The organism is Nostoc sp. DedSLP04 (assembly GCF_034530775.1).
GTDB lineage: Bacteria > Cyanobacteriota > Cyanobacteriia > Cyanobacteriales > Nostocaceae > Nostoc.
Genome location: NZ_JAVRCL010000002.1, coordinates 191,428 through 212,887, shown reverse-complemented (window position 1 = coordinate 212,887; position 21,460 = coordinate 191,428). Strand labels below are relative to the sequence as shown.

Here is a 21,460-nt window from a genome sequence, read left to right as displayed (position 1 = left end):
CTCACTTTAAACTCCTAACTTTTAAATTTAACCGTAGCTAGTTAGATTCCGAATCATATAGCCAATGACTAAACCAATCAACAATGCCCACACTTGACCTGTTTGTATAAAGTGGCTCCAAGCTTTTTGCATCTGACCCATAACGTTTGGATCGGTGATTGTTTGTGCTAGTGCCGTCAAATTTACAGGCAAATGCCAAAGTAACTGAGATGTCAAATCGCTGTAATTGCTCATATTTGGTAATTAAGAAGTTAGGACTGAAAAATTCCAGTATCAGTTCATTTTTTACATTGAGTACTGATATTTACTGAAATATTAGATATAACTTCAATGTCTTAACTCAAGATGCAGCCGATGCCAACCGCAATTTCTCGGCAGTCCGCAAAATTTGCCCCGCCAAAACTGCTGCACCAAAACCATTATCGATATTTACTACACCTACTCCCGCAGCACAAGAGTTAAGCATTGTCAATAAAGGTGCTAAACCACCAAAACTTGCGCCATAACCGATGCTGGTGGGTACGGCAATTACAGGACAACTCGCTAAACCTGCAACAACGCTGGGTAAAGCGCCTTCCATCCCCGCCACAACAATCAACACCGATGCTGATTCAATCAGGTGGCGGTTACTCAGCAAACGGTGAATTCCAGCAACACCAACATCCCAGAGACGCTGTACCCGAAAACCAGAAAGTTCAGCAGTGACAGCCGCTTCTTCAGCAACGGCTAAATCGGCAGTACCAGCAGAAAGAATGCCAATTTCACCTGCAAATTGTGGTTCGATGGTAGGGGGAGCGATCGCACAAATTCGCGCCGATTCGTAATATCGCAAACCGCTAACTTTTGATTGCAATACGGTATAAACTGCTGCTTCGATACGAGTTGCCATCACGACCGGATTGCGGAGGCGCATCACCTCGATAATTTGAGCAATTTGGTCGGGAGTCTTACCAGGGCCCCAAATCACCTCTGGAAAACCAGTTCTTAGCTGGCGATGATGGTCAATTTTGGCAAATTCACCTACAGATTCATAAGTTAAATCTTTGAGTGAGTCTAATGCCGTATCTGGCGTAACTTTACCATTAGCAACCGCTTCTAAGAGCGATCGCAAAGTTTTTTCATTGGTCATGGGTCATTTTTCCTTTGTCATTTGTCATTTGTTTTTTGTGAATAAACAATGCCCCATGCCCCTCAATAGTAATTAGTGCTGAGTGCTGAGTTGTGAATCTTACTTATTTACTAGGAACTCGGAACGGGCTAAACGCCCCGCTTCCGCTAAAGGAACTGTTTTGCCCAATGCCCAATGCCTAATCTTCTGTTACTTTAATTTGTTCAATATTCCAGAATGCGCCGCCAAGAGCAGAGAATTTAATGCCTTCAAAACGATTACGCACCGCTGATAATGAATAAGGATTAACCAAGTAAATAAAAGGTAAATTTTCCTGAGTAATCCGCTGTGTTTCGGCATAAATCGCTTTAACTTTAGCTTCGTCTAATTCCTGTGCAGCTTGAATGTAAAGATTCCCTATTTCCGCTTCCCAAGGAGCAACCTCCCAACCCTGAATCGGCTTTTGTCCTGCTTGGGGTTTCTGATTAAACATGTGCAATCCGCCTTCAGGTGCCCAGACATTAGCTCCGTCATTCGGTTCTAATCCGCCAGTCAAACCCATCAAAGAAGCTTCCCAATCCAAGGAGTTAGAAGTTTTGTCAGTAAAAGTATTCCATGCCAACGGCGTGAAATCAACTTGAATGCCGATTTTGCTCAAGTCTTGTTTAATCTGCGATCCCATTGCCTCACGGATTTTATTTCCAGCATTAGTAAGCAAAGAGAAACGAACGCGATTTCCCTGAGAATCTACTAACTGATTGTTGTTGTACTTAAATCCTGCTTTTAGCAGTAATTCCTTCGCTTTTTGCTGATTGTAATCGTAAACTTTTAACCCCTCTTTAGGGGAAAGGTAATAGGGGCTTTGCACAGAAATCGGTGAATTTTGTGCTACACCCAAGCCGCGAAAAGTATTATTAATCATCGTTTGGCGGTCAATTGCATAAGCTATAGCTTGCCGAAATTGCACATTATTGAACCACCGAGATTTAACTGGATCTACCAGTGGTTTTCCGTCCCTTTTACCTTTGTTGAGATTAAACCAAACAAACGATGTAGCGGATGTTGGCCCCCCATTATAAATTGTGAAATTACTCTGTTTTTCTTGCACCTTTAGCAAAGAAAAGTAATCTGGTGACACTCCCACAGTATCTAACCCGCCAGAACGAAATTGCAGCAAGGAGGTATCTGTTGATTCCACAATTTGCCAAATTACCCGTTCAATATAAGGTTGGGAATTACCTTGAGCGTCCTTGCGCCAGTAGTAGGGATTGCGCCGGAAGACCACACGCTGACTTGTGTCGTAGCGCTCTATTTTGTAAGGGCCGTTGACAATAATTTGGTCGGGAGGAGTATCAACACCCCATTTTGTCAGAAAAATCGGACTCCCATTTTGGTCTTTGGTTTTTACTGATTGTTGCAATATGTGGGCAGGCAAAATTGGCGAACCTGTATTTAGTAGGAAAGGTCTAAAGGGTTCTGGTACGATAAACTCAACCCGGCGTTCATCTACTTTTTGTACAGTGGGTAGCTTCCGACTCTGACCAATTCTCAAACCGTCTCTCACATCTGTAGGAATTGCTTCGTTAAGGTAAATATCGTTGTAGGTAAACACCACATCATCTACTGTTAGTGGCTGACCATCAGACCATTTCAACCCTTCGCGTAAGGTAAAAACAATCTTTAATTTATCATCAGAAATTTGCCAGGATTCAGCTAATGCTGGCTCAATTTTTGCAGTGATTGGATTTTGGGTAATTAACCCCTCGTAAATTAAAGGAAAAACATTAGGAAACTCTTGACTCAGGGGGTAGTTAAAAGTTTTAGGATCGCTGAGAATGCTACTTACTAATTGCGGTACTTGAGCAGCGGGACTTTTAAAGTTAGCTGGGTTGCAGGCGGTAACTGTAAATGCTATTGCTGAAGTAAAAATTATTGGCAGCCAAAAACGTTTAATTGCCAAAAATATTTGTCTAAAAAAGTTCATAATTCCTAATCTATTTACATCCTAATCAGTCTTGAATATCTTTATTAGAAGCTAAAGAAAGTTATTCTGAAGCACCTAGCAAGACGACAGCATAAGCACATATACCTTCTTCACGGCCAACAGGGCCTAATTTTTCATTGGTTGTAGCTTTGATGCCAATTTGATTTGGTTGTAATTCTAAAACCGCCGCTAGTTTGTCGCGCATATTCTCAATATGCGGCTTTAATTTTGGACGTTCTGCTACTATCACCGAGTCAATGTTTCCGATCTGCCAGCCTTGAGCGCGAATCAGTTGATGTACTTGAGTTAATAGTACTAAACTATCTGCTCCCGCCCATTTGGGATCGCTAGGTGGAAAATAATGACCAATATCGCCCAAAGATAATGCCCCAAGCATGGCATCCATAATCGCGTGTGTTAGCACATCAGCGTCACTGTGCCCTAATAAACCCAGTTCATGGGGAATTTGAATTCCACCTAAAATCAAAGCGCGATCGCTCACCAGTTGATGAATATCGTAGCCGTTACCAATACGAATTTTTGTCATTTGTCGTTTGTCATTTGTCATTTGTCATTTGTCAGGAGTTATAAATTATTCTTCTCTCCATACTCCCCTGCTTCCCTGCTCCCCCTGCTCCCCCTGCTCCCCCTGCATCAATTTCTCCAGGAGATCGGGGCGGCGATCGCGGGTTCTTTGAATTTGTTGTTCGTAACGCCATCGAGCGATCGCGGCGTGATTTCCACTGAGCAAGACATCAGGCACTTTCAAACCGCGAAAATTCGCCGGACGAGTATATTGGGGATAATCCAATAACCCCTCCTCAAAACTTTCTGCTGTCAGGGACTCCGTTTTAGCCACAGTCCCTGGTATTAGCCGCACTACACCATTAATTAAGGCCATTGCTGGAATTTCTCCACCAGTCAGAATAAAATCGCCTAAAGATACTTCACGAGTTACCAAATGCAGCACTCTCTCATCCACTCCTTCGTAATGCCCGCAAATAACTACTAATTGGTCATAATTTGTCGCCAATTCTTTCAAAAGAGCTTGATTAATTGTTTGACCCTGTGGACTCATCAAAATTATTTCTCTTCGGGGTAGAATCGGCAGCGACTCCACAGCGGTAAAAATAGGTTCTGGCTTCATTAGCATCCCAACGCCGCCGCCGTAGGGTTCATCGTCTACCTTTCGGTGTTTATCAGTGGTAAAGTCCCGTGGATTAATCAGATGCACTTCGGCAATCTGTTTGGCTAAGGCTTTACCTAGCAGCCCAGAATTGAGAACAGAGTTAAAACAGTCAGGAAAAAGCGTAACTATATCAAAGCGCACAGTTATTCGTATTCGAGGACACTAATCTTAAATTTGAATGTCTAGCAAACACCAGCAAGCCAAGGTCGGATTAAACTCCAGTTAAACTTTATCAATAGTATCTAAAACTACCAGACCTCCTGGATTTTAGATGAGATCAAAAGTTTTTCTAATTACTTAATTTATGTTTAAATGTTGTCACAACTACATTTAAATTAATAATCATATCAAGTTAACAACTTCCAGGATGCATCGAGCCAGCCTCAGAAAAAAGCGTAGTCTTAACTGCTTTTCCCCAACTCTAAAGGGGGAATCTAGCCACTCAAAGACTATTTTGCCCTGCTGCAAGTGGACAGGTGAAAAACAAGGCGCTGACCAGAGAGGAATGGAAACAAACACGTTTAGACTGAGGCAATGCGAACGTGAAGCGAGAATTTGGAGAGTGGCTTTCCCCAATTCCAAACTTCCAAAAAGTGTCCTCTCAAAGATGCAAAGCGCAAAAATGATCGGGCAACTGAACCTTGTTAAATTCACACGCCATTCGCCACAAGCCGGGGAACCATGCACGGCAGTCGCTCATGGGGGAAACCCTCAAGACCGTGCTGCCTCTCCTGACGGAGACGCTATGCGAACACCAAGGCGATGGCTCCTGAAGTTGTTGACAGGAGAACCAAAATGCCGCAATTACAAGCTAAATCGCTAGAAATGAGGACACCCCAAGCAACTAAAACCGCCGTTCTGGTTATCGGAGGTGCAGAAGATAAAGTTCATGGGCGCGAAATCCTACGAACTTTTTTTGGACGCGCCGGTGCTAGTAAGGCTTATATTACAATTATTCCATCTGCCTCTCGCGAACCTGCCATTATCGGTGGTCGGTATATTCGCATTTTTGAAGAAATGGGTGCCCAGAAGGTAGAGATTTTAGACATCCGCGAACGAGAACAGTGTGAAGCCTCTCAGATCAAAGCATCCTTAGAAGCCTGTAGTGGGGTATTTTTGACAGGAGGAGACCAGCTGCGTCTTTGTGGCGTCTTGGCAGATACGCCAGCAATGGAAATTATTCGTCAGCGGGTGAGGGCGGGGCAACTTACGTTAGCAGGCACCAGTGCAGGAGCGGCGGTGATGGGGCATCACATGATTGCTGGCGGCGGGAGTGGAGAAACGCCCAATCGTTCCCTAGTGGATATGGCAACGGGTTTGGGATTTATTCCCGAAGTAATCGTTGACCAACACTTTCACAACCGTAATCGGATGGGGCGACTGATTAGTGCGATCGCAGCTCATCCCGATCGCTTAGGTATTGGCATTGACGAAGATACTTGTGCTGTGTTTGAACGTGATGGTTGGCTACAAGTTATGGGTAAAGGCAGTGTCACCATTGTCGATCCCACCGAACTGACCCATACTAACGAACCCCATGTCGGTGCTAATGAACCTTTAACCGTACATAATTTACGTCTCCATATCCTCAGCTTAGGCGATCGCTTCCACTTGTACCAGCGGACTGTATTGCCTGCTGTACACCGAATCTCCAGCTGACGGGATAGAGTATCTGAGGTTACACTGAGTTGACCGCACATTTATTATTTCTTACCGTAGAAAGAAAAATGATAAGAATACCATGTAAAAAGAAAAAACTGTTTTTAACGAACAGTTTAGCGGTCAATTCCAGTAAGAAACTAGAATTTTGGTTCCGAATCTCCATCTACCTATTCCCATGAGAATTCTCAAGATCCAGACATTACGCGGCCCAAACTATTGGAGCATTCGACGCCACAAACTGATCGTCATGCGCCTCGATTTAGAAAACCTTGGCGAGACGCCCTCGAATGAAATCCCTGGCTTTTATGAAGGATTAGTTGAGGCGCTGCCAAGTCTGGAGGGTCACTATTGTTCGCCTGGCTGTCGCGGTGGTTTTCTGATGCGAGTCAAAGAAGGCACTATGATCGGCCACATAGTAGAACACGTAGCCTTAGAACTCCAAGAATTAGCTGGGATGCATGTCGGCTTTGGTCGCACCCGCGAAACTGCCACACCCGGAATTTACCAAGTAGTAATCGAGTACCTGAATGAGGAAGCGGGACGCTACGCTGGACGAGCCGCAGTACGGCTATGCCAGAGTATTGTCGATCGAGGCCGTTATCCCAAGGCAGAACTAGAGCAAGATATCCAAGACCTGAAAGACTTTTCTCGTGATGCTTCCTTAGGCCCTTCTACGGAAGCGATCGTCAAAGAAGCAGAAAAAAGAGGTATTCCCTGGATGGCGCTGGAAGCCCGCTTTTTGATTCAGCTAGGGTATGGCGTGAATCAAAAGCGGATGCAGGCAACAATGACGGACAACACCAGCATTCTGGGCGTAGAACTAGCTTGCGATAAAGAAGCCACTAAACGTATCCTTGCTGCTGCTGGTGCGCCAGTACCCAGAGGTACAGTAATCAACTTCTTAGACGATTTGGAACAAGCCATTGAATTCGTTGGCGGCTATCCCATCGTCATCAAGCCCTTAGATGGCAATCACGGGCGTGGGATCACCATTGATATCAGAAGTTGGGAAGAGGCTGAGGCTGCTTATGAAGCTGCCAGACAGGTTTCTCGGTCAATTATTGTCGAAAGATATTACGTTGGGCGCGACCACAGGGTACTGGTGGTAAATGGCAAAGTAGTAGCAGTAGCCGAACGTGTCCCAGCTCATGTCATTGGCAACGGCAGATCCACCATTGCCGAACTGATTGAAGAAACAAACCTCGATCCAAATCGCGGTGAAGGACATGATAACGTCCTGACCAAGATTGAACTAGACCGCACCAGCTACCAACTGCTAGAAAGGCAAGGTTACACCCTAAATAGCGTGCCACCCAAGGGCACTATTTGTTATCTCAGGGCAACAGCCAACTTGAGTACAGGTGGTAGTGCCGTCGATCGCACCGATGAAATTCACCCAGAAAATCTGTGGTTAGCACAACGAGTAGTCAAGATTATCGGTTTGGATATTGCCGGACTCGATATCGTCACCACAGATATTAGCCGTCCTCTGCGGGAAGTGGATGGCGTGATTGTCGAAGTTAACGCTGCTCCCGGTTTTCGGATGCACGTTGCCCCAAGTGTAGGTATTCCCCGCAATGTCGCTGGTGCAGTGATGGATATGCTGTTTCCTAACGAGCAATCTAGCCAAATTCCCATTCTCAGCATCACGGGTACTAATGGCAAAACCACCACGACTCGACTACTAGCACATATTTATAAACAAACTGGGAAAGTAGTAGGTTATACTACTACCGACGGAACATATATCGGTGATTACTTAGTAGAAGCTGGCGATAATACAGGCCCTCAAAGTGCCTATCTCATCCTCCAAGATCCTACGGTAGAAGTAGCAGTACTAGAAACGGCTCGCGGTGGCATTCTCCGCTCTGGATTGGGTTTTGAAGCCGCAAATGTAGGAGTAGTATTGAATGTAGCCGCCGACCACTTAGGAATAGGTGATATAGATACCATTGAGCAGTTAGCTAACCTCAAAAGTGTAGTGGCAGAAGCTGTATTCCCTGATGGCTATGCGGTACTCAATGCCGACGATCGCCGCGTCGCTGCGATGTCAGAAAAAACTAAAGCTAATATTGCTTACTTCACTATGAACCCCGATTCGGAATTAGTGCGGAAGCACATCCAAAAGGGTGGAGTTGCGGCAGTATATGAGAATGGCTATTTGTCAATTGTTAAAGGTGACTGGACACATCGCATAGAAAGAGCAGAAAATATACCTTTAACAATGGGCGGACGTGCGCCGTTTATGATTGCCAACGCTTTAGCAGCAAGTTTGGCAGCGTTTGTGCAAAACGTCACAATTGAGCAGATTCGTGCTGGTTTGAAAACCTTCCGGGCTTCAGTTAGTCAAACACCGGGACGAATGAATCTATTTAATTTGGGCAACTACCACGCTTTGGTGGATTATGCTCACAATGCAGCCAGTTACGAAGCTGTAGGTTCCTTTGTGCGGAACTGGACTACAGGACAACGAATTGGCGTAATTGGGGGCCCTGGCGATCGCCGCGACGAAGATTTTGTTACTTTGGGTAAATTAGCAGCGCAAATTTTTGATTACATCATCATCAAAGAAGACGATGATACACGCGGACGCTTACGTGGTTCAGCCGCCCAGTTGATTATTCAAGGCATCACAGAAGTTAAGCCTGATAGCCGCTATGAATCAATTCTGGATGAAACCCAAGCAATCAATAAAGGCTTAGATATGGCTCCTGATAACAGCCTGGTGGTGATTTTGCCAGAAAGCGTTACTCGCGCCATTAAGTTAATTAAGCTGCGTGGTTTAGCCAAGGAAGAGATACACCAACCAAATTCCGGCACAACTATAATCGATTCCCAAAATGGGATCGCGCCTTCTTCTGTGGTGAATACCTTACTGTAGCCAGGAATCAGGAGAAAGCAGTATACTGGCTCCTCCTGACTCTTTTAATTACTGTTTTTCTTCTCCCTGATTGGTTTCCTCGCTGGGAGTTTTCATCTCCTCCTTAAAACCTCTTAGGGTTTTACCCAGTGCAGTTCCCAGTTCAGGAATTTTTTTTGGGCCGAAAATTAGAATAGCGACTATGCTAATTACAGCTATTTCTGGCCATCCCAGTCCAAACATATAAATTTCCTCTAAGGCATCTGTAATTAAATATAGACATTGATGGCTCACATCCCATAAGTTCGCCACCGATCAACGCAACTAACTTCTAATTGGATTGGTAATTGGCAAACCTAACCAATCGCTTAATTCCTGAGCTAGCCATTCCAGTTCCGCTTCCGATTTAATTGCACCATCACTACCACCAAGTTGATATTTTTTTACTCCTACCCAAATATCCAATTGTGCGGGAACGGCAATTCTCGTACCTTCAGAATCTTTCGTAAAATGTTTGGGAATGTAAACTAATTTATTAATACTTTGTCTTGGCGATGCACGGGGACGATAAAATTTCCAAGCAAACAATTCCCAAGTTAGGGAAATTTGTTCTGGATTCAGGCGTAAGCAAATGCGTCCAAAAAAATGAAAGAAAAATTTATACACCATCATCAAGCCAGCACCCCAAAATGGAAGTGAAAACAACGCAAAGGGGATGTTGACAGGAAAAGGTGCTGAAAGTGCGCCAATTGTCCAAAAGAGAATAAATGAATTCCAGACGATCGCAAACAAACCTGTAAATATTATTGATGGATCAAAACCAGATGGTGGAACGATAATTTCTAGAAAATCCCAATTTTTGGTTAGTTGAATCTTACTGCCATCTGGTTTGCCAACAACCAAAGTCGGCAAGTTTGTTGGTTGTGGTTTCTCTAAAGCTGCGAGTGCTTGGTCAGCTGAACTCAAACGCCGTTCTAAATTAGGTTCAATCATCCACTTTAACCAATTGCTAAAGCTGGGACTGAGATTAGCCAGTTGTTCAAACTGAATGCGAAAATCCTTTTGGGGTAAATCGGCTGGGTGAGTACCCGTCATCAAGTAAATTAAAGTTGCGCCTAAACTATAAAGGTCTGATGCTGCAACAGTGCGTCCGCCAAATTGCTCTGGTGGCATATAGCCATAAGTTCCCACCACAGTTCTTGTCCCGGTTTCGCTAGCCAAGACTGTTTGCACTGAGCCAAAATCTACCAAATAAACTTGACCGACACTATTTCCAGAACGCTCCCCCAATAAAATATTGCTAGGCTTAATATCACGATGAATTACAGGCGGATGTAGTTCATGTAGGTAAACAAGAATCTCTAAAAGTGCTTTGGCTATCTGTTTAACTTCAGCTTCGGTAAAAGTCCGCCCAGTTTGTAAGCATTGCTCTAAAGTTTGTGCAGGGATATAAGTTTGTACTAGAGCAAATCCTTTGATGGTTGGTAAATTTACCTCAAAATAGTTTAAATAGCCAGGAATTGAGGGATGTGCTAGGTTTTTTAAAGTTTCAGCTTCTCGCTCAAACAACTTGAGTGAATCCCACTCAAAGTCACTGCTAAAAGAGAGTAATTTAATGACAACTAATTTCTGAGTTTGCAAATCACGAGCTAATAGCGTCCGTCGCCCTGCTTTTTTTCCTAATAGCTGCTGAATTTCGTAGCGATCGCCTAATATTTCACCAATCATTATGTTTTCTTATAATGCTACCGTTGAAAAGTTTTATAGCTGATAGCTTTTCAATTTGGCAAATCGATATCTTTAGTATAATTGCGTAATTCTATGCCCTCCCAACTTTGGCCTTATATTACCCCTGGTATTCCCGATGAATTATTTGAGCATTTGCCAGGAATTCCCCTGAGCCAGCGAGAAGTCCGACTGCTATTGATTGCCCAACTGCGGCTGAAATCAGATTCCGTGTTGTGGGATATTGGTGCAGGGACGGGTACAATTCCGGTAGAGGTGGGGCTATTGTGTCCAGGCGGACAGATTATCGCTATCGAAAGGGATGAAGAAGTAGCTAGTCTGATCAAGCGTAACTGCGATCGCTTTGATGTGAAAAATGTCGAAGTTGTTGAAGGCAGCGCCCCAGAATGTTTACATGACCTCAAAATTACCCCTCATCGCGTTTGTATCGAGGGAGGTCGCCCCATTCAGGAAATACTGCAAGCAGCTTGGCATTATTTGCCGCCATCCGGTCGGGTTGTAGCCACAGCTGCTAATCTAGAAAGTCTGTATGCTATTTCCCAAAGCTTTTCCCTATTAAGGGCTAGAAATATCGAAGTCGTCCAATCTGCGGTTAACCGCCTAGAGACACGCGGCTTTTCTCAAACCTTTACCGCCGTCGATCCCATTTTTATCCTCAGTGGTGAGAAACTGGATTAGGGAATGGGGCATGGGGACTAGGGACTAGGGACTAGGGACTGGGGACTGGGGACTAGGGACTAGGACTAGATGGGAAAAAGTTTTCCAAATACCCAATACCCAATACCCAATACCCAATACCCAGTACCCAGTACCCAATACCCAGTACCCAATACTTCTATGCCTTGGTCTCGGATTATTAGTGGAATTGTTGCGATCGCTCTTGCTCTTTCTGCAACCCTTTTTGGGGGTTGGTACTTTACCATCATCTTTGCGGTTATCATCTTTTTGGGTCAACAGGAATATTTTAATTTGGTGCGAGCTAGAGGCATCGCTCCTGCCGCTAAAACCACTATGGCTGTCAGCCAAGTATTGCTGGTGATTTGCACCCTTGATGGCAGTTTAGCTGACGCTGTGATGCCAATAGCTGGCACACTTATTTGTTTTTACCTGCTGTTTCAACCCAAATTTGCGACGATCGCTGATGTTTCCGCTTCTATTATGGGGCTATTTTACGTCGGTTATTTACCAAGTTACTGGGTGCGGTTACGAGCAATTGATAGCGCTGCTTTTAGCAATCTCCCTTTGGGAGGTTACTGGCCCACAACCTGGACAGATTTCTGGGAAAAAGCAAATTCCGCTTCTTTAGCACAAGGTTTTACAGCCACATTACTAACTTTTTTGTGTATTTGGGCAGCTGATATCGGTGCGTACACCATTGGCAAATTCTTTGGGAAAACGCGTCTATCTGACATTAGCCCGAAAAAAACTGTTGAAGGCGCTGTCTTTGGTATTACTTCAAGTGTTGCCGTAGCCATAGCGGGAGCTTATTATCTTCACTTGCCTGAATCCCCGTTCACTGGTTTAGCATTGGGTTTGCTGATTGGCATTGCTAGTCTTTTAGGGGATCTTACAGAATCTATGCTCAAGCGGGATGCTGGAGTTAAAGATTCTGGGCAATTAATCCCCGGTCATGGTGGTATTTTAGACCGTACCGATAGTTATATTTTTACTGCTCCTTTGGTTTACTATTTTGTGACATTACTTTTGCCACTACTTAGTAAATAGGTGAGTTGGGCATTGGGCATTGGGCATTGGGCATTGGGCATTGGGCATTAAAAAGAGACAGGGTAGACAAGGAAGAGGGGGAAGAACAGGAAAAGATTTATTCAATAATTCCTCCTTGTCCCCCTTGTCCCCCTTGCACCCCTGCTCTTGTTCCACTAGACGCCACATCATTTAAAATAGGGTATTAATATTTTTTAATTTGCGATCGTCAAGGGTTAACGTTAATCCGCCCACGACACACCAGCTTTCCTGGGATCAGCGTTAATTCTTGGATATCGACATCTGAGCCAAGATCGAGATTGTACACATAATTGTTTTTTAATATATCTCCTTGGTCTGGCTTGATTGGGATATGTACCAGTTGCAACTCATGTCCACTAAGTAATTGTGAGCTTAGACAAATCTCTAGAGGCGTTGTTTCACTATTGGTGACTCTCAAACCTCGCAGTATAATTTGGTTGTTCCCAAGGATAATTTCTTGCCACTTGATTGGTTGTGACTGTGAGTAATCTGTTGGTAAAACCTTAACCAATAGATCGCTCAAAGCAGTCGATAATAAATCAGATGAGAGAGAAGCGTTCAGATCCTTCTCGTCTACGATCAAATCGCCAACCACTGGTACTGTTTCTAACAGTCGCAGAGGTTTTCCCTTGAGTACGGAACCGATATTTACTCGAATATTTTCTGCTATTAATTGAATTTGGGTAATTAGGAGACCTTGATAAACTGCATGAGTAGCAAAAACAGATACCAAAGGAATGCGTCCAGAGAAAAGTTGGCGATCGCTAGCTTTAATCTCCACTTCTAATGCCGATATTTGGCTGACCTGCGCTCTCAACCAAAGCTTGACTGCTGTTGTGAGTACTTGCGTAATTATGCGGATTTTATTTCCACTTGTTGTTTGGGGATTTTGCTCTGGCATTTAACCAATCTGTTTAAGAGTATTTGCTCAACAACCGAACCGAAATTAAATAAGCTTTAAATGTAACATTTATGCCTACTCGCTACAAAATGCAAATATCATTTAATTGATAACAATAAATAAGCAATTTCCACATGGAGGTACGGTTACAAAAAATTCTTGCTCAATGGGGTATCGCCTCACGTCGTGAAGCCGAAGAAATGATTAGGCAGTCACGCGTGCGGATTAATGGGGTATTGGCACATTTAGGCCAAAAAGTCGATCCCGAAAAAGATGCGATCGCAATTGATGGTCAGTCTGTATCCGAAAAGCAGCGTCCGGCTTTAATATATCTATTGCTGCACAAACCACCGAAAGTGGTTTCCACTTGCTACGACCCTCATCAAAGACCAACAGTCCTAGATTTACTACCGAAAGAATTACGGGAGGGTTCAGGTATTCACCCAGTTGGCCGTTTAGATGCAGACTCTACAGGAGCATTAATCCTGACCAATGACGGAGAACTGACATTTGGACTAACCCATCCACGTCATAGTATTTCCAAGACATATCATGTTTTGGTCAAAGGACATCCTCCAGAAACAGTACTACAGATGTGGCGTCAAGGTGTGATGTTGGAGGGTAGAAAAACCAGGGCCGCTAAGGTACATCTAATAGAACGTCGTACCGAAGAAAGCGTTTTAGAAATAGTGTTGCAGGAGGGAAGAAATCGCCAAATTCGCCGTATAGCTCAACAGTTAGGATACCCAGTAATCAAGCTGCATCGGACTGCTATCGGCCCAATTCAATTACAAACTCCAAAGCAACCCTTTTTGTCAGAGGGTAAATATCGTTCCCTCAAAGATTATGAAATTCGCTTTTTGCAAGATCAAATAACGCAACCTAATTATTGATTCAGTGGAGTTAAGGAGTGTCAGTAGGCATGAAATGGCTAAGAAAGAAGAATAAGCACCAGCCATCACTTTCATTAGAGGAACAACGAGCCGAAAAGTTGGCAGAATTAGGCGCTCAACTTTGGGCATTGCGTCAAGAACAGGGTTTATCTCTAGAGCAAGTGGTTGCATTGACCAGGATTCCCCGACGATTATTGCAGGCGATTGAAGAAGGTAATTTAAACGATCTACCAGAACCAGTCTATATTCAAGGTTTGATCAGACAATTTGCCGATGCACTCGGCTTGAATGGAGTCGAATTTTCTGGCACTTTTCCGGTCAGTTCTGCCCAAGTTAGTCCTTTAAGTAAGGGGAATACTTCACCCCTGGCTCAACTACGTCCGATTCATCTTTACTTTCTTTACATATTGCTAATAGTATGCTCTGTAAATGGGTTATCTCAGTTATTAAATAACGCTTTACTACAAGCAAGTAATAGCCCAAACCAGCAATATCCAAAACAAAAGTCTGTTGTTAAACCAGAACTAGCTCAACTAAAAGAGTCAACACAGGTACAACCTGTCAGCGATACCCTCAACGGTGTCCAAAAGGGACAGGTTGTACAGGTTGGTGTAACTTTGAAAGCCTCATCTTGGATTCGTATAGTAGCCGATGGCAAAACCGAGTTTGAAGGTATTCTGCCAGAGGGAACTCACCGAGTTTGGAAAGCCCAAGAGCAACTGACAGTGAAAACTGATAATGCTGGTGGGGTGTTGGTGAGCGTCAATCAAGAGAAAGCTAAGGAAATGGGAGAGCCAGGGAAAGAGGAAGAAGTTAGGATTGCTGCGAAACCTAAATTTTGAAATATGGGGCATGGGGCATGGGGCATTGGGGATTGGGGATTGGGGATTGGGCATTGGGCATTGGGCGTTGGGCATTGGAAAGAGGATTTGGAGACAAGAAGAATTGGGGACAAGGGGAAAGACTTGTTGTAAGTTCTAAACTTTTGTCACCTTGTCACCTTGTCCCCTTGTCCCCTTGCTTCCCCTGCTCCCCAGCTCCCCTGCTCCCCTGCCCCTCTGCTCCCCTGCTTACTCAGCCCCACTCCTTACTGGACTTGATCTTCTGGGGCGCGTCCATTGAGTTTGGTAAGAACCTTCAAGCGATCGCGCAATTCGTCTGTTATCGCTCCTGCTTGATAGCGCCACTCCCAGTTCCCCTCTGCAATACTGGGAAAATTCATCCGCGCTTCGTTTCCTAATCCCAAAATATCTTGCAAGGGAATAATCGCTTGGTTGGCTACAGAACTCAAAGCTAGGCGAATTAAATCCCAGTGAATGCCATCAGGGCTGATAGAACCTAAATAAAGCAACAAGTTTTGCTTTTCCTCGTCCTCGGCTGTATTGAACCAGCCTATAGTTGTATCATTATCGTGAGTTCCGGTATAAACTACAGCATTGTGCGGATAATTGAATGGTAAAAATGGATTAGCGGAATCAGCACTAAAGGCAAATTGCAAAATTTTCATCCCCGGAAATTCATACTTGTCTCGCAGTGCTTCTACCCCCGGTGTAATTACTCCTAAATCTTCTGCTAAGACAGGTAGCTTGCCTAACTTTTGCCTAATCACTTCAAAAAAAGCATCTCCAGGCGCTTCCACCCATTTACCATTGATGGCAGTTTGTTCGCCTTGCGGCACAGCCCAATAAGCCTCGAAGCCCCGGAAGTGATCGATGCGAATTATATCTACATAATCCAGCATTGCCTCAAAGCGCTGTACCCACCATTTAAAGTCTTGTTTTTGCAATTCATCCCAGTTATAAACCGGGTTGCCCCACAATTGACCAGTAGCGCTAAAGTAATCTGGTGGAACTCCTGCCATTTGAGCAGCAGCACCTGTCTCTGGATCTAAGCAAAACATATCGGGATGCGCCCACACGTCGGCACTATCATGAGATACGTAGATGGGGATATCGCCAATAATGTGAATACCGCGCATATTAGCGTAACTTCTTAATTCTGACCACTGGCGGAAAAACTCAAATTGGACGAATTTGTAATAATAAATCTCTCCGTTGAGCCGATGCTGTACTTGCTCCAATGCTTGGGGATCGCGCTTGACAAATTCGGGCTTCCATGAGTGCCAGTTTGCATTGTCGTTGGCATCTTTCAACGCCATAAATAAGGCGTAATTATCTAGCCAATAAGCTTTACTGTCGCAAAAACCTGCAAATTCTTTCTGCTGAATGGGCGTAGCATTGGCTCTAAAGTTGTCACAGGCTTTTTTGAGTAGCCCAATCTTAATTGGCACAACCTGCTCGAAATCTACCTTTTCTACCGGAAATCCTGGTAAATTAGCAAAGTCTTCTTCAGTGAGCAAACCCTCATCTCGCAGTTTTTCTGGGCTAACCAGCAGGGGATTTCCCGCCATTGCCGAGTAGCACATATACGGAGAATTGCCGTATCCAGTGGGGCCCAGTGGTAAAACTTGCCAATATTGTTGATGGCTCTCTTTAAGAAAATCAATGAAGCGATAGGCTTCTAAGCCTAAATCCCCAATGCCAAATCGACTGGGAAAGGAGGTAGGATGCAGCAAAATGCCACTGGATCTAGGAAAAGGCATAAGTAACCTGAATTATGAGAGGGAGCAATTGTCTGATGGAAACGCTAGGCGATCGCATCGAATTTATCACGGAACGGTATTTACAGGGGAAATCAAGTAAACTCATTTTGTTTGTCATTTGTCCTTTGTCATTTGTCCTTTGGCAATAACCAATACAACTCTTGGAGAGGCTGCACTTAGACTATGCTCAGTGACTACGCCAACGACTACGCGGTAGTTGAATCTCGACTTACTTCGACTATGCTCAGTACAAGTCGCTCGATTACCGCGCAGTCCAAACTTAGTACAAGTGACTAATGACCAATGACCAATGACCAATGACTAATGAGTAAATCACTATGACTTACCGAAATCCTACACCGACAGTTGATATCATTATTGAACTAGTAGATCGACCTCATCGGCCAATAGTGTTAATTGAAAGACATAATCTACCTTTAGGTTGGGCTATTCCTGGTGGTTTTGTAGATTATGGAGAAGCGGTGGAAGTGGCGGCGCGGCGAGAAGCTGAGGAAGAAACGGGTTTGCAGGTGGAGTTGGTTGAACAATTACTGGTGTATTCTGACCCCGATCGCGATCCGCGTCAACATACCATTAGCATTGTGTTTTTAGCGACAGCTACGGGGGAACCTGTAGCTGGAGATGATGCTAAGGGTGTAGGTATTTTTGAGTCTTGGCGTGTGCCTGGTGATTTATGTTTTGACCACGATCGCATTTTGCGGGATTATTGGCGATATCGGCATTATGGGATACGTCCGAGGTTGGGGTAGGAGGAACGAACCGCAGAGGCACAGAGAGCGCAGAGAGAAGAGGGGAGAGGAATATCTGTGACACAAAGTTTTTGTGATTATACTGTGTCAGTGGTATTTAAAGGTGAATTATGGACGCTGAGACACTGTTGGAGAAATACGCCGCAGGAGAACGAAAATTTCACAACGAGAATCTTAGAGGAGTAGACCTCAAATATGCAAATCTAACTGGAATAGACCTAACAGGTGCAGATTTGACGGGTGTAGATTTAAATGATGCGAACCTAAGTAAAGCATTACTTCAAAACGCAAACTTCACTAGAGCTTCTCTAACAGGTGCAAATTTGAGTGAGTTGGGCGAAAGTTCTAGTTTAAATTTGAGTTGGGCAGACCTAAGTAGTGCTGACTTGAGTGGAGCTAAACTAAATAGCGCTAACTTTAGTAACGCTAATCTGGATAACGCCAACTTGAGTAAAGCAAACTTGAGTAGCGCTAACTTTAGTAATGCCAACCTAGATAATGCCAACTTGAGTGATACAACACTCAATTCTGCAAACTTAACTGACGCATCCTTAAATGAAGCAAAGGTAGTTAGAGCTAATCTTACTAGTGCTAATTTAAGTGGAGCTAACTTGTTTGCAGCTGATTTGAGTCAAGCAAACTTAGCTCAAGTGATACTCAAAGGTGCTAATTTGCAGGGAGCCAAAATTCGGGGCGTTAATTTATCTCAAAAGGATTTGTCAGGTATGAATCTGACTCAGGCTGATCTTGGCGCAGCAAATCTTATCGGTGTAAATTTCAGAAGAGCCTGCCTTGAGGGGACAAATTTAGAGAAAGCAGAACTACAAAAAGTAGATTTGATCAACGCGAATCTGAAAGAGGCAAAGCTGAAGAAGGTAGATTTAACTGGGGCAAATATCTATGGTGTCAACTTTAAAGATGCTGACCTAACTGGTGCGATAATGCCAGATGGAGAAATCTATAAACCGATCGCAGCTGAAGCAGAAATCGGTAAACAGGAAACATCGTTAGAGAAAGTAATATCTATGACCCGTAAAGTAATTAATACTGATAACGCACCCGCACCAGTCGGCCCTTATAATCAAGCGATCGCAGCTTCAGGTCAATTTATATTTATAGCTGGACAAATTGCCATCGATCCCCGCCTTGGTGATGTCGTCTACACTGATGATGTCAAAAAGCAAACTGAGCAGGTATTAGCTAATCTTGAAGCCATCCTCACAGAAGCCGGTGCGACTTTTCAAGATGTGGTGAAAACCACTGTATTTTTGGCTGACATGAATGATTTTGCGGCGGTGAATGCCGTTTATGCTAAATATTTCCCGGAAAATACAGCCCCAGCGCGGGCTTGTGTGCAGGTATCGCGTTTACCTAAAGATGTGTTAGTAGAAATTGATGCGATCGCTGTGATTAGCGGTTAGGAGAAATAGAACAATGAGCAAAATTTTAACAGTTACATTTGATGGTTCTGTTTTGCGGCCAGATATTCCACTTGATTTAGAACCGAACAAACGCTATGTGATTACCATTGTTTCTGAGGATATTAACTCATCTCAAATTAAAGTAGCTGATGCATGGGATGTATTAGAAGGTTTAACTGGAACAGTTGATGCACCCGATGATTGGGCAAGTCAACACGATTATTACCTGTATGGCACACCAAAACGTCAACCTGAAATTAACACATGACAGGTGAGCGAATATTTTTAGACACTGTTTTTATCCAGGCGTTACTGAATGCACGCGATCAATACCATATCAAGGCTAGAACGCTGCTACCGCGTGTCCGAAATGCTGTTGAAGTATGGGTTACTGAAGCTGTTTTAATCGAAGTTGGTAATGCTTTGAGTGCTTTTAATCGCACAGCTGCCATGCAGTTTATCCAACAGTGCTATCAAACCCCAAATATGTATATTGTGAGTGTAGACATACCACTGCTCAACCATGCTTTAAAACTTTATCAATCCCGTCTAGACAAAACCTAGGGTTTAACTGATTGTATTTCGTTTATTGTCATGCAGGATCAGGGGTTAATTATTGCAGTCACGGCCGATCAACATTTTGTCCAAGCAGGTTATCAGGCACTTTTGCTGGAAATACAAGCTTGACTGGATCGTGGTTTAAAAAATTAGAACTTCAACAGCAAAGTTAGCAATTAGCAATTGCAAGTATTTTTGAGTGTTCTCCTCTGATGAATGCGATCGCTGTGATTGGCGGTTAGGAGGAACGCATCAATGAGCAAATTTTAACGGTTACATTTGATTGTTTTGTTTTGACTCTAAAAACTCCATCACTTCTTGTAGCACATCGGCTATATGTGGCTTTTCGCAAGCAATTACGTTATCGAAAAGATGTTTATGGTGCGGGAAGCTAGGCAAGTTGGGAAAGTGTGGTGTACTGTCATAACGAAAAATCAAACTATTTTGCTCGTTTTGAAAGTGATAACGGTAATCGATATATGTAATCTGATTATCTACAATAACAAAGGCTTCACTGATTCCTAGTCAATATTTGAGAGCGAAACGTATTATAATGCGGAGATTAGCTCTCTCTGTCGTTAAAATTACGGCACTATATTCTTCAACGTATATGTTAGAGCATCTGAGTAAAAGTTGATCTATTTCATCTAAATATGCTTGGATGACTTTACGCGACATCTCTAAGTTTGCTCTTTATATCTTGGTGTAGAGCTAGATAATGTTGGTAGTTTGCTGCCCATTCGACAAACACTTCATCGTCAGAAGTTTCGCCTTGGCTATATTTGGCAAAAAATTCTTCTGAATTCATTTGGTACTTTATTTCATAGGTATTTAACTGTTTGGTAAGGGCAATCAGCGCATCTAGTGGAGATGTATATTCGATGATTTGTTTACGCCTTGATTTCTGCATTCAGTTTCATCGTTAATTATCTCTCAACAAAGGCGATCGCCTCTACAACTTTGGGAATACTGAAATTAAGTACCCTAAAGGAGTATTAAAAATGGCAGAAAATCGTATCAGTGCCAGCCTCGCCCCAGCAGATAAAGAAGCAGTCATGCAGGCGATCGCTACAATTAGAGAAAAGTTACCGTTTTTAGTAGATTTGACCCCCGAAGATCGGCGAACAATGCTGAAGATGGGAGATAAAAGCCGGGCTTTTGTCAGCAAAGCTTTAGAAGTAGCGACACAGAACCCTAACTTTTTGCCTCGTTATTTTGATTTAGAAGAGATGCGCCGGGATTTGGAAATATATGAGGATTTGTATCCAGTGCTGTTGTCTCTAACCCAACTGCAAGAACTGGTGGATGATACCTGTATAACTGCTGCTAGCGAAGCCTATGCAGCAGCATTAGCAGTTTATAGCTATGCCAAAGCTAGCGGTGATGTCGCAGGTTTAGATGCAGTAATTGATGAGATGGGACGCAGGTTTAACCGCCGCTCCAAGAAAAAGCAATCCGAAGTTCCAGTTAGCTAAACCTTGAAACAGGCAATTATACCAGTTGTCAACTTGGTAAAATACACGTCATTTGTAGGGGCATAACAATGTTATGCCCTTTTCGCGTTTTAAATTCAAAGATTTTTGAAACCCGTGCAGGTGGTCACTGAGCTTGCCGAAGTGCAGGTTTTGCCTGTATAGCCGCGATTTGTATAACGCATCTCGTTTATCTAAAATATACTTTGACCTCTCTCCAAGCCTCTCCCCTACAAGGGGAGAGGCTTTGAATCTTACTCCCCTTCCCTACAAGGGAAGGGGCTGGGGGTTAGGTCTATATCAGACTCCACCGATAAGCGCTAATTCGCCAAGGCATTTTTGAGCCTCAGAAGGTCAACATTGAGCCTCAGAAGGTCAAAGTCGAGCCTCAGAAGGTCAACGTCGAGCCTCAGAAGGTCAACGTCGAGCCTCAGAAGGTCAAAGTTGAGCCTCAGAAGGTCAACTTTGAGCCTCAGAAGGTCAAAGTTGAGCCTCAGAAGGTCAACATCGAGCCTCAGAAGGTCAACGTTGAGCCTCAGAAGGTCAAA

General features: G+C 43.8%; 24 protein-coding genes. 12 read left to right on the top strand and 12 right to left on the bottom strand.

Annotation, left to right across the window (positions count from 1 at the left end; translation table 11 throughout):
• Nucleotides 1-27 precede the first annotated feature (27 nt).
• The 5 genes from RMX89_RS02090 to trmD all read right to left on the bottom strand — a co-directional run bounded on the left by RMX89_RS02090 (nt 28) and on the right by trmD (nt 4,422).
• Nucleotides 28-234 carry a hypothetical protein gene (locus RMX89_RS02090; RefSeq protein WP_094348493.1) on the bottom strand — a complete coding sequence of 69 codons (207 nt, stop codon included), beginning with the start codon at nt 232-234 and terminating at the stop codon, nt 28-30.
• 106 nt (nt 235-340) lie between these two features.
• On the bottom strand, nt 341-1,129 hold the full coding sequence (gene larB / locus RMX89_RS02085) for a nickel pincer cofactor biosynthesis protein LarB (RefSeq protein WP_322687735.1): 789 nt from the start codon (nt 1,127-1,129) through the stop codon (nt 341-343).
• Nucleotides 1,130-1,307: 178 nt separating this feature from the next.
• On the bottom strand, nt 1,308-3,092 hold the full coding sequence (locus RMX89_RS02080) for an ABC transporter substrate-binding protein (RefSeq protein ID WP_322687734.1): 1,785 nt from the start codon (nt 3,090-3,092) through the stop codon (nt 1,308-1,310).
• A 61-nt stretch (nt 3,093-3,153) separates the two neighbouring features.
• Nucleotides 3,154-3,639, bottom strand: a complete 486-nt coding sequence (gene ispF, locus RMX89_RS02075; RefSeq protein ID WP_322669802.1) for a 2-C-methyl-D-erythritol 2,4-cyclodiphosphate synthase — start codon at nt 3,637-3,639, stop codon at nt 3,154-3,156.
• Nucleotides 3,640-3,684: 45 nt separating this feature from the next.
• Nucleotides 3,685-4,422 (bottom strand): tRNA (guanosine(37)-N1)-methyltransferase TrmD, encoded by a 738-nt coding sequence (gene trmD, locus RMX89_RS02070; RefSeq protein ID WP_322687733.1) that lies wholly within the window; start codon nt 4,420-4,422, stop codon nt 3,685-3,687.
• A gap of 481 nt (nt 4,423-4,903) precedes the next feature.
• On the opposite strand from trmD, the gene RMX89_RS02065 reads away from it, so the two are divergent.
• The 3 genes from RMX89_RS02065 (at nt 4,904) to cphA (ending at nt 8,824) form a co-directional block, all read left to right on the top strand.
• Nucleotides 4,904-5,104, top strand: a complete 201-nt coding sequence (locus RMX89_RS02065) for a hypothetical protein (protein WP_322687732.1) — start codon at nt 4,904-4,906, stop codon at nt 5,102-5,104.
• Nucleotides 5,077-5,940 carry a cyanophycinase gene (locus tag RMX89_RS02060; protein WP_322669800.1) on the top strand — a complete coding sequence of 288 codons (864 nt, stop codon included), beginning with the start codon at nt 5,077-5,079 and terminating at the stop codon, nt 5,938-5,940. Before RMX89_RS02065 ends, RMX89_RS02060 begins: the two co-directional genes overlap by 28 nt.
• A 178-nt stretch (nt 5,941-6,118) precedes the next feature.
• Nucleotides 6,119-8,824: a cyanophycin synthetase gene (gene cphA, locus RMX89_RS02055; protein ID WP_322669864.1), complete on the top strand. Its 2,706-nt coding sequence runs from the start codon at nt 6,119-6,121 to the stop codon at nt 8,822-8,824.
• A gap of 48 nt (nt 8,825-8,872) precedes the next feature.
• Here the strand turns inward: cphA and tatA are convergent, their stop codons facing one another.
• Both tatA and RMX89_RS02045 read right to left on the bottom strand, forming a co-directional pair.
• Nucleotides 8,873-9,046 carry a twin-arginine translocase TatA/TatE family subunit gene (gene tatA, locus RMX89_RS02050; protein ID WP_322669863.1) on the bottom strand — a complete coding sequence of 58 codons (174 nt, stop codon included), beginning with the start codon at nt 9,044-9,046 and terminating at the stop codon, nt 8,873-8,875.
• An 81-nt stretch (nt 9,047-9,127) separates the two neighbouring features.
• Nucleotides 9,128-10,531, bottom strand: coding sequence for a serine/threonine-protein kinase (locus RMX89_RS02045; protein WP_322687731.1), 1,404 nt, complete (start codon nt 10,529-10,531; stop codon nt 9,128-9,130).
• A 93-nt stretch (nt 10,532-10,624) separates the two neighbouring features.
• Between RMX89_RS02045 and cbiT the strand changes: the two genes are divergently transcribed.
• Nucleotides 10,625-11,227: a precorrin-6Y C5,15-methyltransferase subunit CbiT gene (cbiT, locus tag RMX89_RS02040; protein ID WP_322669798.1), complete on the top strand. Its 603-nt coding sequence runs from the start codon at nt 10,625-10,627 to the stop codon at nt 11,225-11,227.
• Between the two features lie 159 nt (nt 11,228-11,386).
• On the top strand, nt 11,387-12,274 hold the full coding sequence (locus RMX89_RS02035; protein WP_322669797.1) for a phosphatidate cytidylyltransferase: 888 nt from the start codon (nt 11,387-11,389) through the stop codon (nt 12,272-12,274).
• Nucleotides 12,275-12,482: 208 nt separating this feature from the next.
• Here the strand turns inward: RMX89_RS02035 and RMX89_RS02030 are convergent, their stop codons facing one another.
• Complete coding sequence (locus tag RMX89_RS02030) at nt 12,483-13,196, bottom strand: DUF2993 domain-containing protein (protein ID WP_322687730.1); 714 nt, start codon at nt 13,194-13,196, stop codon at nt 12,483-12,485.
• A 134-nt stretch (nt 13,197-13,330) separates the two neighbouring features.
• Here RMX89_RS02030 and RMX89_RS02025 point away from each other — a divergent pair, with 134 nt between their 5' ends.
• Together RMX89_RS02025 and RMX89_RS02020 are read left to right on the top strand one after the other, a co-directional pair.
• A complete protein-coding gene (locus tag RMX89_RS02025) occupies nt 13,331-14,089 on the top strand; it encodes a pseudouridine synthase (protein WP_322687729.1) in 759 nt (252 codons plus the stop codon).
• 29 nt (nt 14,090-14,118) lie between these two features.
• The gene (locus RMX89_RS02020; protein WP_322669794.1) at nt 14,119-14,931 is read left to right on the top strand and encodes a RodZ family helix-turn-helix domain-containing protein; all 813 of its coding nucleotides are present in this window, start codon (nt 14,119-14,121) and stop codon (nt 14,929-14,931) included.
• Nucleotides 14,932-15,176: 245 nt separating this feature from the next.
• On the opposite strand, the gene malQ is transcribed toward RMX89_RS02020, so the two are convergent.
• On the bottom strand, nt 15,177-16,691 hold the full coding sequence (gene malQ / locus RMX89_RS02015) for a 4-alpha-glucanotransferase (protein WP_322687728.1): 1,515 nt from the start codon (nt 16,689-16,691) through the stop codon (nt 15,177-15,179).
• Nucleotides 16,678-16,809, bottom strand: a complete 132-nt coding sequence (locus RMX89_RS02010; RefSeq protein WP_322687727.1) for a hypothetical protein — start codon at nt 16,807-16,809, stop codon at nt 16,678-16,680. Before RMX89_RS02010 ends, malQ begins: the two co-directional genes overlap by 14 nt.
• 220 nt (nt 16,810-17,029) lie before the next feature.
• Between RMX89_RS02010 and RMX89_RS02005 the strand changes: the two genes are divergently transcribed.
• The 4 genes from RMX89_RS02005 to RMX89_RS01990 all read left to right on the top strand — a co-directional run bounded on the left by RMX89_RS02005 (nt 17,030) and on the right by RMX89_RS01990 (nt 19,446).
• Complete coding sequence (locus RMX89_RS02005; RefSeq protein WP_322669792.1) at nt 17,030-17,461, top strand: NUDIX hydrolase; 432 nt, start codon at nt 17,030-17,032, stop codon at nt 17,459-17,461.
• A gap of 110 nt (nt 17,462-17,571) precedes the next feature.
• Complete coding sequence (locus tag RMX89_RS02000) at nt 17,572-18,882, top strand: Rid family detoxifying hydrolase (protein ID WP_322687726.1); 1,311 nt, start codon at nt 17,572-17,574, stop codon at nt 18,880-18,882.
• Between the two features lie 13 nt (nt 18,883-18,895).
• Nucleotides 18,896-19,150 (top strand): hypothetical protein, encoded by a 255-nt coding sequence (locus RMX89_RS01995; protein ID WP_322669790.1) that lies wholly within the window; start codon nt 18,896-18,898, stop codon nt 19,148-19,150.
• Nucleotides 19,147-19,446 carry a type II toxin-antitoxin system VapC family toxin gene (locus tag RMX89_RS01990; protein WP_322687725.1) on the top strand — a complete coding sequence of 100 codons (300 nt, stop codon included), beginning with the start codon at nt 19,147-19,149 and terminating at the stop codon, nt 19,444-19,446. The genes RMX89_RS01995 and RMX89_RS01990 overlap by 4 nt, the downstream gene beginning before the upstream one ends.
• Before the next feature lie 267 nt (nt 19,447-19,713).
• Here RMX89_RS01990 and tumE read toward each other — a convergent pair whose 3' ends face one another.
• Both tumE and tumA read right to left on the bottom strand, forming a co-directional pair.
• Nucleotides 19,714-19,959: a toxin TumE gene (gene tumE, locus RMX89_RS01985; protein ID WP_322700922.1), complete on the bottom strand. Its 246-nt coding sequence runs from the start codon at nt 19,957-19,959 to the stop codon at nt 19,714-19,716.
• A 148-nt stretch (nt 19,960-20,107) separates the two neighbouring features.
• The gene (gene tumA / locus RMX89_RS01980; protein WP_322687724.1) at nt 20,108-20,350 is read right to left on the bottom strand and encodes an antitoxin TumA; all 243 of its coding nucleotides are present in this window, start codon (nt 20,348-20,350) and stop codon (nt 20,108-20,110) included.
• A 91-nt stretch (nt 20,351-20,441) separates the two neighbouring features.
• Between tumA and RMX89_RS01975 the strand changes: the two genes are divergently transcribed.
• On the top strand, nt 20,442-20,915 hold the full coding sequence (locus tag RMX89_RS01975) for a hypothetical protein (RefSeq protein WP_174708314.1): 474 nt from the start codon (nt 20,442-20,444) through the stop codon (nt 20,913-20,915).
• Nucleotides 20,916-21,460: the final 545 nt, after the last annotated feature.